Here is a 13,975-nt window from a genome sequence, read left to right as displayed (position 1 = left end):
CGGCCCTCAGGTGCCTTCGCCGGCGAGCGGCAGATGCTCCGTCTCCAGCGCGGCGTCCAGCAGCCGGGCCGCGCCGGGCGTGTGCTCCTCGACCAGTCCGGCCTGGACCAACCGCCGCACCAGGACGCCGCCGAGGTAGCAGGCCGACAGGTCCCGTACGTCCAGGGTCAGGTCGGCCGGGTCGCCGGTGGGCCCGTAGGCGGCGCCGGACGGGCCCGCCGTCAGCCGGAAGCAGCCGGCGTTGGCGGGCAGGGTGGCGTCGCGCACGTCCAGTACGAGGTCGACGGGCGCGGCCCAGGAGCGGGCGGTCAGCGCCCGTTCCACGTCCACCAGACGGAGCCACATCGCGGGCCACTGGCCGGTGACGCGCACCTGGGCGCGGTCGGCGGCGAAGTGCAGCAGCGGATCGTCGGGGGCGACCGTCCAGGCCTGCACCTTGCGCGTCAGGTCGATGGAGGCGAGGTAGGACCAGAGGGCGGCGGCCGCCGGCGCGTCGGCCGCCTCCAGTTCGTCCACGGTGACGGTGCCCTTCTCCCCCACCCGGTAGACGACGTATCCGGCGGCGGGAGCGTCCTTGGCGCCGAGGACGACGACGCGCGGCGGGCCGTCCTTCGCGTCGTCACCGGCCTCGTCGTCGGTGCGCGCCGCGCGCCGCCACCACGCCTCGTCGCGGGAGAGCCGTCCGCCGCGCCGCGCCCGGCCCGTCTCGTACAGCGGCGCGAGGACGGTGAAGGTGTCCGCCGGGGCGATCAGCCGCAGCGGGCGCGGGTCGGGCGTGACGCGCAGGGCCAGGGGCCGGGTGGTGTTGATCTCGACGGCGTACGTCTCGGTGGCGGGGCCGAAGCCGAAGCGGCCGTAAATCGCCTCCTCCGACGCCCACAGGCAGGCCAGCGGCCGGTGGCCGGCGGCGCAGCGGCCCAGCAGTTCCCCCATCATGGCGGTCAGCACACCGCGCCGCCGGTGGGTGGGTGCGACCGAGACGAAGTCCAGTTCGGCGACGGGCAGTTCGCCGCCCGGCACGGAGAGGCCCAGGCGGTGCGCCGCGGCGAAGCCGACGATCTCCTCGTGGTCGTACGCCCCCACCCGCTCGCACTTCAGCAGCAGTTCGCGCTGGCGCTTGCGGGTGGCGTCGCCGGCCGTCGCGTGGAAGGCGAGGTGGGCGAGGTCGAGTGCCCGGTCGACGTGCGCTTCGGGGATGTCCCGGATGTCCGTGGTCACCTGAGGGACGGTAACGCCGGGCGCCGCGCGCCGTCACCCGTTTTTACGCGAGGGTCCGCCGGGCCCGGCCGGCCCGCCCGGCCCCGAGAAGAAGTCCCGCACCCGGTGGCGGCGCCCGTGCCGCCCGCGGTCGCCGTAGTCCGCACCGTACGGCTCGTCGTAGTCCCCCTCGCCGCCGTCCGGGTGGTTCAGGACGGTCCAGCTCACGGCCGACACCGCGGGCTCCAGCGACAGCCGGCTGACCGCCTCTTCGAGGAGGCTGTCGTCGCGCCGCTCGGTGGTCAGCTCGGCGGCGACGGTGACCTTCGGCGGTGCCCCGTCGTCCGGCCGGGCGGCGCCGTCGTCGCGGCTGTGCACCGCCCGCAGCTGGAAGCCGGGCCGGGTGACGGCCTGCACGACCAGCGTCCTGATGTGCGCCTCCTCGGTTTCCAGGCACACCGCCTCGAAGTAGTAGTCGGTCGCGACCTCCGCGCCGCCGCCCGGCTCCCGGTCCATCTGCCGGCCGAGCGGCCGCAGCACCAGGTTCGCGCCGACCACCCCGGCCGTGCCGAGTGCCGCGACCACGTACAGCCCGGTGCCCGCCAGGGCGCCGACCGCGGCCGAGCACCACAGCGTGGCCGCGGTGTTCAGGCCGCGTACGTTCAGTCCGTCGCGCATGATGACACCGGCGCCGAGGAAGCCGATGCCGGAGACGATCTGCGCGGCGACCCGCGATCCGTCGTAGCCGGTGGTGCTGGTCGCGGCCGCGAAGCCGTACTGGGACAGCAGGACGAACAGGGCGGCGCCGGCGGCGACCAGCGCGTTGGTGCGCAGCCCCGCCATCCGGGCGCGCCACTGCCGTTCCAGGCCGATGACCGCGCCGAACCCCAGGCCGGCGGCGATGTTGCCGGCCAGCTGCCACTCGTTCACCATGATCCGCGCTCCTCCTCGACGCGCCGGTGCGGGGCCGCCCGGAGGCGGCCCCTTTCTCCATCGGCGGTTCACAGCCAGGTGTTGAACCGCCGGATGTACCAGGTCTTCACGCCCTGGGTCAGCAGGCAGTACGCCAGCAGCGTCCCGGCCAGCCACGGGAAGTAGCCCAGCGGCAGCGCCGTCAGACCGAGCGCCGGGGCCAGCGGCGAGAACGGCAGGGCGATGCCGAACGCCATGACCAGGGCCGTCATCACCAGCACCGGCCAGGTGGCCCGGGACCGTACGAACGGGATCTTGCGGGTGCGCAGCATGTGCACCACGAGCGTCTGCGTCAGCAGCCCCTCGACGAACCACCCGGACTGGAACAGCGCCTGGTGCGCCTCGCTGTCCGCCCCGAAGACGTGCCACATCAGCAGGAAGGTGGTGATGTCGAAGACCGAGCTGGTCGGGCCGAGGACGAGCATGAAGCGTCCGATGCCCCGGGCGTCCCAGGTCCGCGGCTTGCGCACGTACTCCTCGTCCATCCGGTCCCAGGGCGTGGCGAGCTGCGAGATGTCGTAGCAGAGGTTCTGTACGAGCAGCTGGGTGGCGAGCATCGGCTGGAACGGCAGGAAGGCGGAGGCGGCCAGCACCGAGAAGACGTTCCCGAAGTTCGAGGAGGCCGTCATCTTGATGTACTTGATGGTGTTGCCGAAGGTCCGGCGGCCCTGGAGGACGCCCTGTCCGAGGACGGTCAGGTCCTTCTCCAGCAGGATGATGTCGGCGGACTCCTTGGCGATGTCCACGGCGGTGTCCACCGAGACGCCGACGTCCGCCTCGCGCAGCGCCGCGGCGTCGTTGATGCCGTCGCCGAGGAAGCCGACGGTGTGCCCGGCGCCCTGGAGCGCGCGGACGATCCGGGCCTTCTGTACGGGGTTGACCTTGGCGAACACGGTCGTCGTACGGACCAGGGCGGCCAGCTCCGGCTCGTCGAGCAGATCGAGGTAGGGCCCGGTGACGACGGTGCCCGCCTCGATACCGACGTCGGCGCACACCCGCGCCGCGACCAGCTCGTTGTCGCCGGTGACGACCTTGACGGCGATACCGCTGCCGGCCAGGGCCCGCAGTGCCTCGGCGGCGTCCCGCTTCGGCGGATCGAGGAAGGCGAGGAAGCCGCGCAGGGTCAGCTCTTCCTCGTCGGCGACGCCGTACGTCTCGCGGGTGGCGGGCAGCGTACGGGTCGCCACCGCCAGGACCCGCAGTCCCTGCCGGTTGTGGTTCTCGGCGGTCAGGGCGACCTGCCGGCGCAGCGTGTCGGTCAGCTCCACCCGCTGCCCGCCGTCGGTGAGATGAGTGCACAGGGCGAGGACTTCCTCCACCGCGCCCTTGGTGACGAGGAGGTGTTCGGCGGCCGGTCCGTCGAGGTCGTGGCGCCGCAGCACCACCGACATCCGGCGCCGCGCGAAGTCGAAGGGGACCTCGTCGACCAGCGTGAACCGCGCGTCGACGACCACCTCCTCGGCCTCGTGCATCCGGTCGACGACGGCTTGGTCCATGAGGTTGCGCAGCCCCGTCTGGAAGTGGCTGTTGAGGTAGGCGTACTCCAGTACCTCGCCGTCCTCGTGGCCGTGTACGTCGAGGTAGCGGTCCAGGACGACGCGGTCCTCGGTCAGCGTGCCGGTCTTGTCCGTGCACAGCACGTCCATCGCGCCGAGGTTCTGGATGGCGTTCAGGCGCTTGACGACGACCTTGCGCTTCGCCATGGCGACCGCGCCGCGCGCCAGGTTGGTGGTGACCACCATCGGCAGCATCTCCGGCGTCAGGCCCACCGCGACCGCCACCACGAAGGTGACCGCCTCGGCCCAGTCGCCCTTGGTGAGGCCGTTGGCGGCGAACACCAGCGGCACCATCACCAGCATGAAACGGATCAGCAGGAAGCTGACCTTCTTCACCCCGGCGTCGAAGCTGGTCTCCGGGCGCTCGCCCGCCAGCGAACCGGCCATCGACCCGAAGTAGGTGTCCCGCCCGGTGGCGACGACCACGCCGGTCGCGGTGCCGGAGGTGACGGACGTGCCCGCCAGGACCAGGTTGCCGGCCTCCACCGGGTCGGCGGTCGCGTGCTGACCGCCGTCCTCGGCCCGGGTGTCGGCCTTGGCGACGGGCAGCGACTCGCCGGTGAGCGCGGCCTGGGCGACCATGAGGCCCTTGGCGGACAGCAGCCGCAGGTCGGCCGGTACGAGGTCACCGGCGGCCAGCACGACGACGTCGCCGCGCACGACGTCCGCCACCGGTACCTCCACGGTGGCCGGAGCCTGCGTACGGGCGGCTCTGCGCTGTACGGCGGTGGTCGCGGTGACCAGGGCACGCAGCGCGGCGGCCGAGCTGCCCGAGCGGTACTCCTGCCAGAACCGCAGCAGCGCGCTGACCAGCACCATCGCGCCGAGGATCGGGATCTTGGCGTCGAAGGGCTCCTCGTCGGCGACCTGGAGCCACTGCACACACATGACGGCGGCCAGGCCCGTGAGCACGAGGATGAACGGGTTCCAGAACGCCTTCGCCAGCTGCACGTACCAGCGCGGCGGACGCTCGTGCGCGATGACGTTGGGGCCGTCGTGCTCCAGGCGGGCCTCGGCGTTCTCCTGGAGCAGACCGTCGCGTCCGGCGCGCAGGTCCTGGAGGACCCGGGACGCCGGGCGCGCGCTGATCGCGGCCAGGTGCTCGCTGACGACGCGGGTACGGGCCGCCGGCTCGGCGGCCTTCCGCTCCCGGCGGCGCGAGCGGTGGCCCGGCGGAGCGAGCTTCTCGGGGGTGAGCAGGTCGGTCATGACAAAACCTCCCTCCGTACGGGGCGCGGCGGCATCGGGTCAAGAGGGCATGACGGCATGACGGCATGACCCGGTGACGCGGGGCCCCCGGCACAGAGAATTTTGATTATCGGTGAGATGACATCACGGGAAAAGGGAAAAGAAAGCACGCTGAAAAGCGTCACAGCGCAGCCGCACGCATTTCCGCACGGCGCGTTGTGCGCGGCATAAGGAAAAGGGCACGGAAAGGCGGGACGCGGAGCGGGAACGGCCGGGCAGCGCACGCCTGCAGCCGCAGGTCAGCGCCGCGCCCGGCGGTTCACGGGAGCGGACGCCCGGCAGTTCTCAGCGGTGTTGGCACACAGCGTGGCGGCGCACCGGGTCCCTTCGGGACACCGGTGTCAGCTCACGGGAAATCAGGCGAAATCAGCAGTCAGCACACTGCAACGCTGCGGCAAGGACTTCCTTCGGGACTCATCCCGATCACCTCCTTGCTCGCGCGGACACAAACCGGGCACCGCGCGTTCCGGCGCCCTCATCACCGAATAATGCCATATCCGGTCGCCGACCTCTCCCCTTTCGGCCAAGAATTTCCCGAACACCGGTGTGATTCAGCTCACACCCGCCCCCGGTACGGCATCATCGTCCCATGGCGACGGGAAATGCCACGGCCGCTGCGACCGGCACGGCACCACGACGGCGGCGGGCGGCCACGGTCGTCGCGGGCGCCCTCCTCCTCGTCGCCACCGTCCCCCTCGTCTTCCGCGCCGCCGGTTCGGACGGCGTGACGCCCGTACCGCAGCTGCTCGCCTTCCTGCCCTGGCTGCTGGTGCCCGCCGGGCTCGCCCTGGCGCTGTCCCTCGCGGCGCGCTGGCGGCCCGGGCTGTTCTGGGCCGCCGCCGTACTGCTCGGCCTGACGGCGTTCGTCCGGCCGTACGGCGACGGCGCCCCCGCGCCGCACGGAGCGCCCCTCGCGCGCCTCCGCGTCCTCACCGCGAACCTCGAATTCGGCCGCGCCACGGACGGACTGCTCGCCGCGCTCCGCCGGGAGAGCCCCGACCTCGTCGCGGTGCAGGAGTGCGACCCGGAGCGCTGCGCCACCGCCCTGGACTCCCCTGCCGTCCGCGCGGCCTACCCCTTCCGCCTCCTCGCCGGACACGGCGCGTCCGAGGGTTCCGCCGTACTGAGCCGGTTCCCGCTGCGCGCGGACGGCGCGGTGGCGGGCGAACTCGCCATGCCCCGCGCGTCCGTCACCGTCCAAGGCCACCGCCTGCGCTTCCAGGTCGCCCACCCGATGCCGCCGCTGCCCGCCTCCCTGGCCACCTGGCGCACCGAACTCGGCCGCCTCCGCGACCTGGCGGCCGCCCGCGGCCCCGAACCTCTCGTCATCGCGGGAGACTTCAACTCCTCCCAGGACCACGCCGCCTTCCGGGCCGTCCTGGAGGCCGGCCTGCACGACAGCGCCGGGCGGACCGGCAGTCCGCGCACCCCGACCTGGCCCGCCCGCACCACTCCCGTACTGGGCGCCCAGATCGACCACGTCCTGGTCAGTGACGCCCTGCGCCCCCGTGCGGCCCGCTTCCTGGACCTGCCGGAGACGGACCACCGGGCGCTGGCCGTCGACTTGGAGTTGTACGCGACGCGCTGAAGTGGCCCCTCCGTCAGCCCTCCCCCTGATCCCGTTCGCGGCGGTCGTACGCGGCACGGGCCCCGGCGATCTCTTCCTGGTGCTCCTCGGTCCAGGTGACCAGCGCCTGGATGGTGTCGTGCAGGGTCGCGCCCAGCGGCGTCAGCTCGTAGTCGACCCGGGGCGGGACGACCGCGTGCACGGTGCGGCGGACGAGGCCGTCGCGTTCGAGCTGGCGCAGTGTGACCGTCAGCATCCGCTGGCTGATGCCGTCGACCTCGCGGCGCAGTTCGGTGAAGCGCAGCGTGCGGCGGTCCAGCAGCGCGATGACGAGCAGCGACCACTTGTCGGCGACCCGGTCGAGGATCTGCCGGACCTCGCAGCCCTCCCGTACGTCCCACTGCCGGGCGTCGTAGTCGCACTCGGCGCCGGGGGCCGTGCCGGGTCCGTGCGCGCCGTCGTCGCACGGCTCGGCCGGACGGGTTACTCCGGGGTGCCCGGGTGACTTCGAAGTGCCTTCTTCCATAGGGGTTCACGGTGCCGGAAGATGCGGTCGGTAACAAGAGGTAACCGACCGGCACGGGGAGCACCGACCATGGACCGCACCATCGCGGCCACCACCGCCGCCCTGGCGCCCGGGGACGGCGACCGTATGAGCGGCCGCGGCCGGGGCGTGCTGCTGGTGCTGTGCGGAGCGATCTTCCTGGAGGGCATCGACATCGCCATGCTGAACGTGGCGCTGCCGTCGATCCGGGCCGATCTCGGGCTGTCCACCGGCGCGTTGCAGTGGGTGATGAGCGCGTACGTGCTCGGCTACGGCGGCTTCATGCTGCTCGGCGGGCGGGCGGCCGACCTCTTCGGACGGCGGAGGATGTTCCTGCTGCCGCTCGCGGTCTTCCTCGTCTTCTCCGGCCTCGGCGGGCTCGCGGACGACGGGTGGACACTCGTCCTCGCCCGGTTCGTGACGGGCGTCTGCGCCGCGTTCATGATGCCCGCCGGGCTGTCCGTCATCACCACCGGCTTTCCCGCGGGGCGGCAGCGCACCAAGGCACTGCTGGTCTACTCGGGCACCGGGGGCGGCGGCTTCTCGGTCGGGCTGGTCGCCGGAGGACTGCTCACGGCGGTCGGCTGGCGGTGGGTGTTCTTCGCCCCGGTCGTCCTGGCATCCGTGATCCTCGCCGCGGGGTGGCCGCTCGTTCCGCGTACGGAGGAGATACGCGCGAAAGAGGTGCGTGCGGATGCAGTCCGTACGGATGAGGGGCGTACGGATGAGGGACGTACGGAAGGGAGACGTACGGGCGGGGCGCGTACGGGCGGGGCGCGTGCGAAGGGGCCGCGCCCGCCGCGCCCCCGCCTGGACCTTCCCGGCGCGGTCACCGTCACCGGCGCGATCCTCCTGTTCGTCCTGACCGTCGAGCGCGCCTCGTACGCCCCGCCGGTCCAGACCCTGGCCGCCCTCGCCGCCGCTCTCCTCCTCCTGCTCACGTTCGCGCTGATCGAACGCCGGTCGGCGGCGCCGCTGGTGCGGCCGGGCGTCTTCCGTACGCGCTCGCTCATCGCCGTGCTCTACCTGCGCGAACTGCGCGGCTGGTCCACGCTGGAGACGAGCTTCGCGATGCTGGCCATGGGTGCCGACGTGGTTCTCGCGCCGGTCCTGACGCCCCGGCTGGTCCGGCGGTTCGGCACCGCGCGGGTGATTCCGGGCGGTCTGCTGGCGGCGGTCGTCGCGTACGCCGCCTTCCTGCCGATCGGCATGGACCGCGCGTACGCGGCGATGTTCCCGAGCCTGCTGCTGATCGGCATCGCCTTCGCGCTGGTCCACGGGCCGCTCACGATCACCGCCACGGAGGGTGTCGCCGAGCACGAACAGGGTCTGGCCGCCGGACTTCTGTACACGTCCTTGCAGTTCGGCGCCGCGCTGGGCCTGTCGGCCGCCACCGCCGTCGCCACGGCCGTCGCGGGCGCCGCCACGGCCCCCGGCGACGGCGGCCTCCTCACCGCCTACCGCGCCGCACTCCTGGTGCCCCTCCTGACCGCCGTGCTCGCCGTCCTGATCAGCCCGCGGAATCACCGCTGCCGCCGACTCCGCCCCCTCACGCCACCGAAGCCGGCCCTATGCGGTCCAGGGGCGCGGGGTGGTCGTGATGGATAGGCGTGTGGGCGCCGGTCAGAGGGGTGCCGGTGCCGCCGCGGCGGTTGGCGACGATTTCGGCGGCGATGGACAGCGCCGTCTCCTCGGGGGTGCGGGCGCCCAGGTCGAGGCCGATGGGTGAGCGCAGGCGGTTGAGTTCGAGTTCGGTCAGGCCGACGGCGCGGAGGCGGGCGAGGCGGTCCAGGTGGGTGCGGCGGGAGCCCATGGCGCCGACGTAGGCGACGGGCAGGCGCAGGGCGCGTTCCAGGAGGGGGACGTCGAACTTGGCGTCGTGGGTGAGGACGCACAGGGCCGCGCGGGCGTCGAGGTCCTGGGTTGCGAGGTAGCGGTGCGGCCAGTCGACGACGATCTCGTCCGCGTCGGGGAAGCGGGCGCGGGTGGCGAAGACGGGGCGGGCGTCGCAGACGGTCACGTGGTGTCCGAGGAACTTCCCGGCCCGTACGAGGGCGGCGGCGAAGTCGATGGCGCCGAAGACGATCATGCGGGGGGCGGGGACGGAGGTCTCCACGAGCAGGCGGACGGGCTCGCCGCAGCGGGAGCCGTCGGCGCCGATCTCGACGGTGGCGGTGCGGCCCGCGTCCAGCAGGGCGCGGGTCTCGTGGGCGGCGGTGCGGTCCAGGTCCGGGTGGCCGCCGAGGGTGCCGGTGACACCGCCGTCGGGGCGTACGAGCAGGGCGCCGCCCAGGAGGCGGGCCGGGCCGCCGACGACCCTGGCCACCGCCGCCGCTTCGCCCGCGACCGCGGCGGCCAGGGCTGCGGTGAGGGTGGCGGCCCGGCCCGTACCGTCCTCCGTACGGGCCGGGCCGCCGTCCTCCGGTGCGTCCGGTGTGCCCGGTGCACCCGGTACCTCCGTTGCACCCGTTGCACCCGGTACCTCCGCGTCGTACGGCCGTACCGGAGTGACGAGGATGTCGAGGACGCCGCCGCAGGTCAGGCCGACCGCGAAGGCGTCCTCGTCGCTGTAGCCGAAGCGCTCCACCACCGTTTCCCCGGTGCGCAGCGCTTCCTGGCACAGCTCGTAGACCGCCCCCTCCACACATCCGCCGGAGACCGACCCGATCGCCGTGCCGTCGCGGTCGACGGCCAGTGCGGCGCCGGGCTGGCGGGGCGCGCTGCCGCTGGTGGCCACGACGGTGGCGACGGCGAAGGGGCGTCCCTGCCGGGCCCACCGGTGCAGCTCGTCGGCGATGTCCAGCATGTCGGTCTCCTTACGGGTGGGTGCTGGGCAGGCGTTACTTGACGCCCAGCCAGCTCTCGATCGGGTGCAGCGAGAAGTAGACGAGGAAGATCAGACTGAGTACCCACATGAAGGCGCCGACCTCCCGCCACTTGCCCTGTGCGGTCTTGATGGCGGTGTAGGCGACGACGCCCGCGCCGACGCCCGCGGTGATGTTGTACGTGAAGGGCATCAGCGCCACGGTGAGGAACACCGGGACGGCCACCGATCGGTCGCTCCAGTCCACGTGCTTGGCGGCGCCCATCATCATCGAGCCGATGACGACCAGGGCGGCCGCGGCGACCTGGGCGGGCACGAGCTGGGTGAGCGGGGTGAAGAAGAGGCAGGCCGCGAAGAACAGGCCGGTGACGACCGAGGACAGGCCGGTACGGGCGCCTTCGCCGACGCCGCTGGCCGACTCGATGAACACGGTCTGGCCGGACGCGCCCGCGACACCGCCGATCGCGCCGCCCGCGCCGTCGACGAACAGCGCCTTGGACAGGCCCGGCATCCGGCCCTTGTCGTCGGCGAGCCGGGCCTCCGTACCGACGCCGATGATGGTGGCCATGGCGTCGAAGAAGCCGGCCAGCACCAGGGTGAAGACGATCATGCCGACGGTGATCGCGCCGATCTGGTCCCAGCCGCCGAACTCGACGTGCCCGAAGAGCCCGAAGTCGGGCGCGGCCACCGCGCTGCCGTGCAGCTCGGGCGAGGTGCCGCCCCAGTCCTTGTCGGTCAGGCCGCCGAGGCTGGTGGCGAGCACGGACAGGATCGTGCCGACGACGATGCCGATGAGGATGGCGCCGGGGATGTTGCGGGCCTGCAGCATGAAGATCAGCAGCAGGGTGACGGCGAAGAAGAGCACCGGCCAGCCGGAGAGTTCGCCGGTCAGGCCGAGCTGTACGGGGCCGCCGGTGCCCTTGCCGACGAAGCCGGCCTTCACCAGGCCGAGCAGGGCGACGAACATCCCGATGCCCATGGTGATGGCGTGCTTGAGGGCCAGCGGGATGGCGTTCATGATCATCTCGCGGAGGCCGGTGACCACCAGCAGCATGATCACGACGCCGTACAGCACACACATGCCCATGGCCTGCGGCCACGTCATGTACGGGACGACCTGCGAGGTCAGCGCCGCGGAAACGTTCAGCCCGGCAGCGAGGGCCAGCGGCACCTTGCCGACGAAGCCCATCAGCAGGGTGCAGGCCGCCGCGCCGAGCGCCGTGGCGGTGACCACGCCGGCGCCGGGCAGGGTGGTCTTCTCGACGTCCGGCGTGGCCAGGATGAGGGGGTTGAGCAGGAGGATGTAACACATCGCCATGAAGGTGGTGATGCCGCCGCGCACCTCGCGCGCGACCGTCGACCCTCTGTCGGATATGTGGAAGTACCGGTCGAGCCAGGACCGCCCGGCGGGCTGCCGCGAGCCGGCGCCCGCGTCTTCCGCCGTGGTCGGTGGCTCCAGGAACTGCTGGGTCATGGTGCCTTACTCCCAAGGTTCATAGGGGCCCTCGCGTCACGCGCGCACCGCGCCGCGAGATTTGGGATGGAACATCGGCTGCACGACCCGGGGGACGGCCCAGGCGCCTGCGGCGGGGCAGCCGTACGGCGGTGACCGGCACCGCGTACGGCTGTCCCGCCGGAGCGGCTATGTACCGGTGAGATGCTCCGGACGGACCGGAGTCTTGTTCAGTTCGAGCCCGGTCGCGTTCCGGATCGCCGCGAGGACGGCCGGGGTGGACGACAGGGTGGGGGCCTCGCCGATGCCGCGCAGCCCGTACGGGGCGTGCTCGTCGGCAAGTTCGAGCACGTCGACCGGGATGGTCGGCGTGTCGAGGATGGTGGGGATCAGATAGTCCGTGAAGGAGGGGTTGCGCACCTTGGCGGTCTTCGGGTCGACGATGATCTCCTCCATCACCGCGACGCCGAGGCCCTGCGTCGTACCGCCCTGGATCTGGCCGACGACGGACAGCGGGTTGAGCGCCTTGCCGACGTCCTGGGCGCAGGCCAGCTCGATGACCTTGACCAGGCCGAGTCCGGTGTCCACCTCGACGACCGCGCGGTGCGCGGCGAAGGAGTACTGGACGTGGCCGTTGCCCTGGCCGGTGCGCAGGTCGAACGCCTCGGTGGGGCGGTGCCGCCATTCGAGTTCTAGGTCGACGGCCGCGTCCTCCAGAACGTCCACGAGGTCGGCCAGCACCTCCCCGCCGTCGGTGACGACCTTGCCGCCCTCCAGGACGAGCTCGGCGGTGGCCCACGCCGGGTGGTGGGTGCCGAACTTGCGGCGGCCCAGCTCCAGGACCTGCTCGCGCACGTTCTCGCAGGTGTTCTTCACCGCGCCGCCGGTGACATAGGTCTGCCGGGAGGCGGAGGTGGAGCCCGCCGAGCCGACCTGGGTGTCCGCCGGGTGGATGGTGACCTGCTCGACGCCCAGCTCGGTACGGGCGATCTGCGCGTGGACGGTGATGCCGCCCTGGCCGACCTCCGCCATCGCGGTGTGCACGGTCGCGACCGGCTCGCCGCCGACGACCTCCATCCGGACGCGGGCGGTGGAGTAGTCGTCGAAGCCCTCGGAGAAGCCGACGTTCTTGATGCCGACGGCGTAGCCGATGCCGCGTACGACGTCCTCGCCGTGCGTGGTGTTGGACAGCCCGCCGGGCAGCGCGCGGACGTCGGCGCCCTCGGTGGTCTCCCACTGGTGCTCCGGCGGCAGCGGCATCGCCTTGACGCGGCGCAGCAGCTCGGCGACCGGCGCCGGCGAGTCGACCTCCTGGCCCGTCGGCAGCAGACTGCCCTGTTCCATGGCGTTGAGCTGCCGGAACTCGACCGGGTCCAGGCCCAGCTTCGCGGCGAGCTTGTCCATCTGCGCCTCGTACGCGAAGCACGCCTGGACGGCGCCGAAGCCGCGCATGGCGCCGCAGGGCGGGTTGTTCGAGTACAGGGCGATGGCCTCGATGTCCACGTCCTCGACGACGTACGGGCCGACGGCGAGGGAGGAGGCGTTGCCGACGACGGCCGGGGAGGCGGACGCGTAGGCGCCGCCGTCCAGCACGATGCGGCACTTGAGGTGGGTGAGCTTGCCGTCCTTGGTGGCGCCGTGCTCGTACCAGAGCTTGGCGGGGTGCCGGTGGACGTGCCCGAAGAACGACTCGAACCGGTTGTAGACGATCTTCACGGGCTTGCCGGTGCGCAGCGCGAGCAGGCAGGCGTGGATCTGCATCGACAGGTCCTCGCGGCCGCCGAACGCGCCGCCGACGCCGGAGAGCGTCATCCGGACCTTCTCCTCGGGCAGGCCGAGGACCGGCGCGATCTGGCGCAGGTCGGAGTGCAGCCACTGGGTGGCGACGTACAGGTCGACACCGCCGTCCTCGCCGGGCACCGCGAGGCCGGACTCCAGGCCGAGGAACGCCTGGTCCTGCATGCCGAAGACGTACTCGCCGGAGACGATGACGTCGGCGCGGCGGGCCGCCGCCTCCGCGTCGCCGCGCACGATGGGCTGACGGTGCACGATGTTCGGGTGCGGTACGTGCCCGGCGATGGGGGTCCCCCTGGACCGGAGCTTGTCGGAGGCCCTTGGGGAGGTCGGCGCGGTGCTCGTGGACCAGTGGCGCGCCCTCGCGGGTCGCCGACTCCTCGTCGGTGACCAGCGGCAGCTCGGCGTACTCGATCCGGATCTTGGCGGCGGCGCGGCGGGCAGTCTCCGGATGGTCGGCCGCGACCAGCGCGACCGGCTCGCCGTGGTGGCGGACCTTGCCGTGCGCCAGGACGGGCGTGTCCTGGATCTCCAGGCCGTAGTTCTTCACGTCCGTGGGCAGGTCGTCGTAGGTGAGGACCGCGTACACGCCGGACTGGGCGAGCGCCTCGGAGGTGTCGATGGAGACGATCTCGGCGTGCGCGACGGTGGAGCGCAGGGTGAAGCCCCACAGCATGTCCTCGTGCCACATGTCCGAGGAGTACGCGAACTCGCCGGTCACCTTGAGGGTGCCGTCCGGACGCAGTGTGGACGCGCCGATGCCCGCGTCGGTCGTGGCGCCCTGGGTGAGGTGGGTGGGTGTGCGGGTGACTCCGGCCAT

At 72.4% G+C, this 13,975-nt stretch carries 8 protein-coding genes and 1 pseudogene; 2 read left to right on the top strand and 7 right to left on the bottom strand.

From position 1 onward, the window contains the following. Positions 1–6: 6 nt before the first annotated feature. From ACEXOX_RS37520 to mgtA, 3 genes are all read right to left on the bottom strand, one after another. Entirely contained in the window at positions 7–1,218 is a 1,212-nt protein-coding gene (locus ACEXOX_RS37520; protein WP_406525252.1) for a GNAT family N-acetyltransferase, read from the bottom strand. Between the two features lie 33 nt (positions 1,219–1,251). Then, positions 1,252–2,130 (bottom strand): MgtC/SapB family protein, encoded by an 879-nt coding sequence (locus tag ACEXOX_RS37515; protein ID WP_406525251.1) that lies wholly within the window; start codon positions 2,128–2,130, stop codon positions 1,252–1,254. A 68-nt stretch (positions 2,131–2,198) separates the two neighbouring features. Next, positions 2,199–4,934: a magnesium-translocating P-type ATPase gene (mgtA, locus tag ACEXOX_RS37510; protein WP_406525250.1), complete on the bottom strand. Its 2,736-nt coding sequence runs from the start codon at positions 4,932–4,934 to the stop codon at positions 2,199–2,201. Positions 4,935–5,562: 628 nt separating this feature from the next. On the opposite strand from mgtA, the gene ACEXOX_RS37505 reads away from it, so the two are divergent. Continuing rightward, on the top strand, positions 5,563–6,561 hold the full coding sequence (locus ACEXOX_RS37505; RefSeq protein ID WP_406525249.1) for an endonuclease/exonuclease/phosphatase family protein: 999 nt from the start codon (positions 5,563–5,565) through the stop codon (positions 6,559–6,561). A 13-nt stretch (positions 6,562–6,574) separates the two neighbouring features. On the opposite strand, the gene ACEXOX_RS37500 is transcribed toward ACEXOX_RS37505, so the two are convergent. Then, positions 6,575–7,066, bottom strand: coding sequence for a winged helix-turn-helix transcriptional regulator (locus ACEXOX_RS37500; protein ID WP_406525248.1), 492 nt, complete (start codon positions 7,064–7,066; stop codon positions 6,575–6,577). A 126-nt stretch (positions 7,067–7,192) separates the two neighbouring features. Between ACEXOX_RS37500 and ACEXOX_RS37495 the strand changes: the two genes are divergently transcribed. Beyond that, entirely contained in the window at positions 7,193–8,692 is a 1,500-nt protein-coding gene (locus tag ACEXOX_RS37495) for an MFS transporter (RefSeq protein WP_406526591.1), read from the top strand. Here the strand turns inward: ACEXOX_RS37495 and ACEXOX_RS37490 are convergent. The 3 genes and pseudogenes from ACEXOX_RS37490 to ACEXOX_RS37480 form a co-directional block, all read right to left on the bottom strand. Further along, positions 8,634–9,890: an XdhC family protein gene (locus ACEXOX_RS37490; protein WP_406525247.1), complete on the bottom strand. Its 1,257-nt coding sequence runs from the start codon at positions 9,888–9,890 to the stop codon at positions 8,634–8,636. The genes ACEXOX_RS37495 and ACEXOX_RS37490 overlap by 59 nt on opposite strands. A gap of 34 nt (positions 9,891–9,924) precedes the next feature. Continuing rightward, the gene (locus tag ACEXOX_RS37485) at positions 9,925–11,382 is read right to left on the bottom strand and encodes an NCS2 family permease (protein ID WP_406525246.1); all 1,458 of its coding nucleotides are present in this window, start codon (positions 11,380–11,382) and stop codon (positions 9,925–9,927) included. A gap of 168 nt (positions 11,383–11,550) precedes the next feature. Beyond that, positions 11,551–13,975: pseudogene (locus tag ACEXOX_RS37480) on the bottom strand (xanthine dehydrogenase family protein molybdopterin-binding subunit).

Origin of the sequence: Streptomyces sp. Ac-502 (assembly GCF_045222935.1) — a bacterium.
Lineage (GTDB): Bacteria > Actinomycetota > Actinomycetes > Streptomycetales > Streptomycetaceae > Streptomyces > Streptomyces monomycini.
This window is presented reverse-complemented; position numbering and strand designations above follow the sequence as displayed.

Coding starts and splice junctions, on each gene's coding strand:
- ACEXOX_RS37515 (WP_406525251.1), bottom strand. CDS start 2,130: ATGGTGAACGAGTGGCAGCTGGCCGGCAACATCGCCGCCGGCCTGGGG.
- mgtA (WP_406525250.1), bottom strand. CDS start 4,934: ATGACCGACCTGCTCACCCCCGAGAAGCTCGCTCCGCCGGGCCACCGC.
- ACEXOX_RS37505 (WP_406525249.1), top strand. CDS start 5,563: ATGGCGACGGGAAATGCCACGGCCGCTGCGACCGGCACGGCACCACGA.
- ACEXOX_RS37500 (WP_406525248.1), bottom strand. CDS start 7,066: ATGGAAGAAGGCACTTCGAAGTCACCCGGGCACCCCGGAGTAACCCGT.
- ACEXOX_RS37495 (WP_406526591.1), top strand. CDS start 7,193: ATGAGCGGCCGCGGCCGGGGCGTGCTGCTGGTGCTGTGCGGAGCGATC.
- ACEXOX_RS37490 (WP_406525247.1), bottom strand. CDS start 9,890: ATGCTGGACATCGCCGACGAGCTGCACCGGTGGGCCCGGCAGGGACGC.
- ACEXOX_RS37485 (WP_406525246.1), bottom strand. CDS start 11,382: ATGACCCAGCAGTTCCTGGAGCCACCGACCACGGCGGAAGACGCGGGC.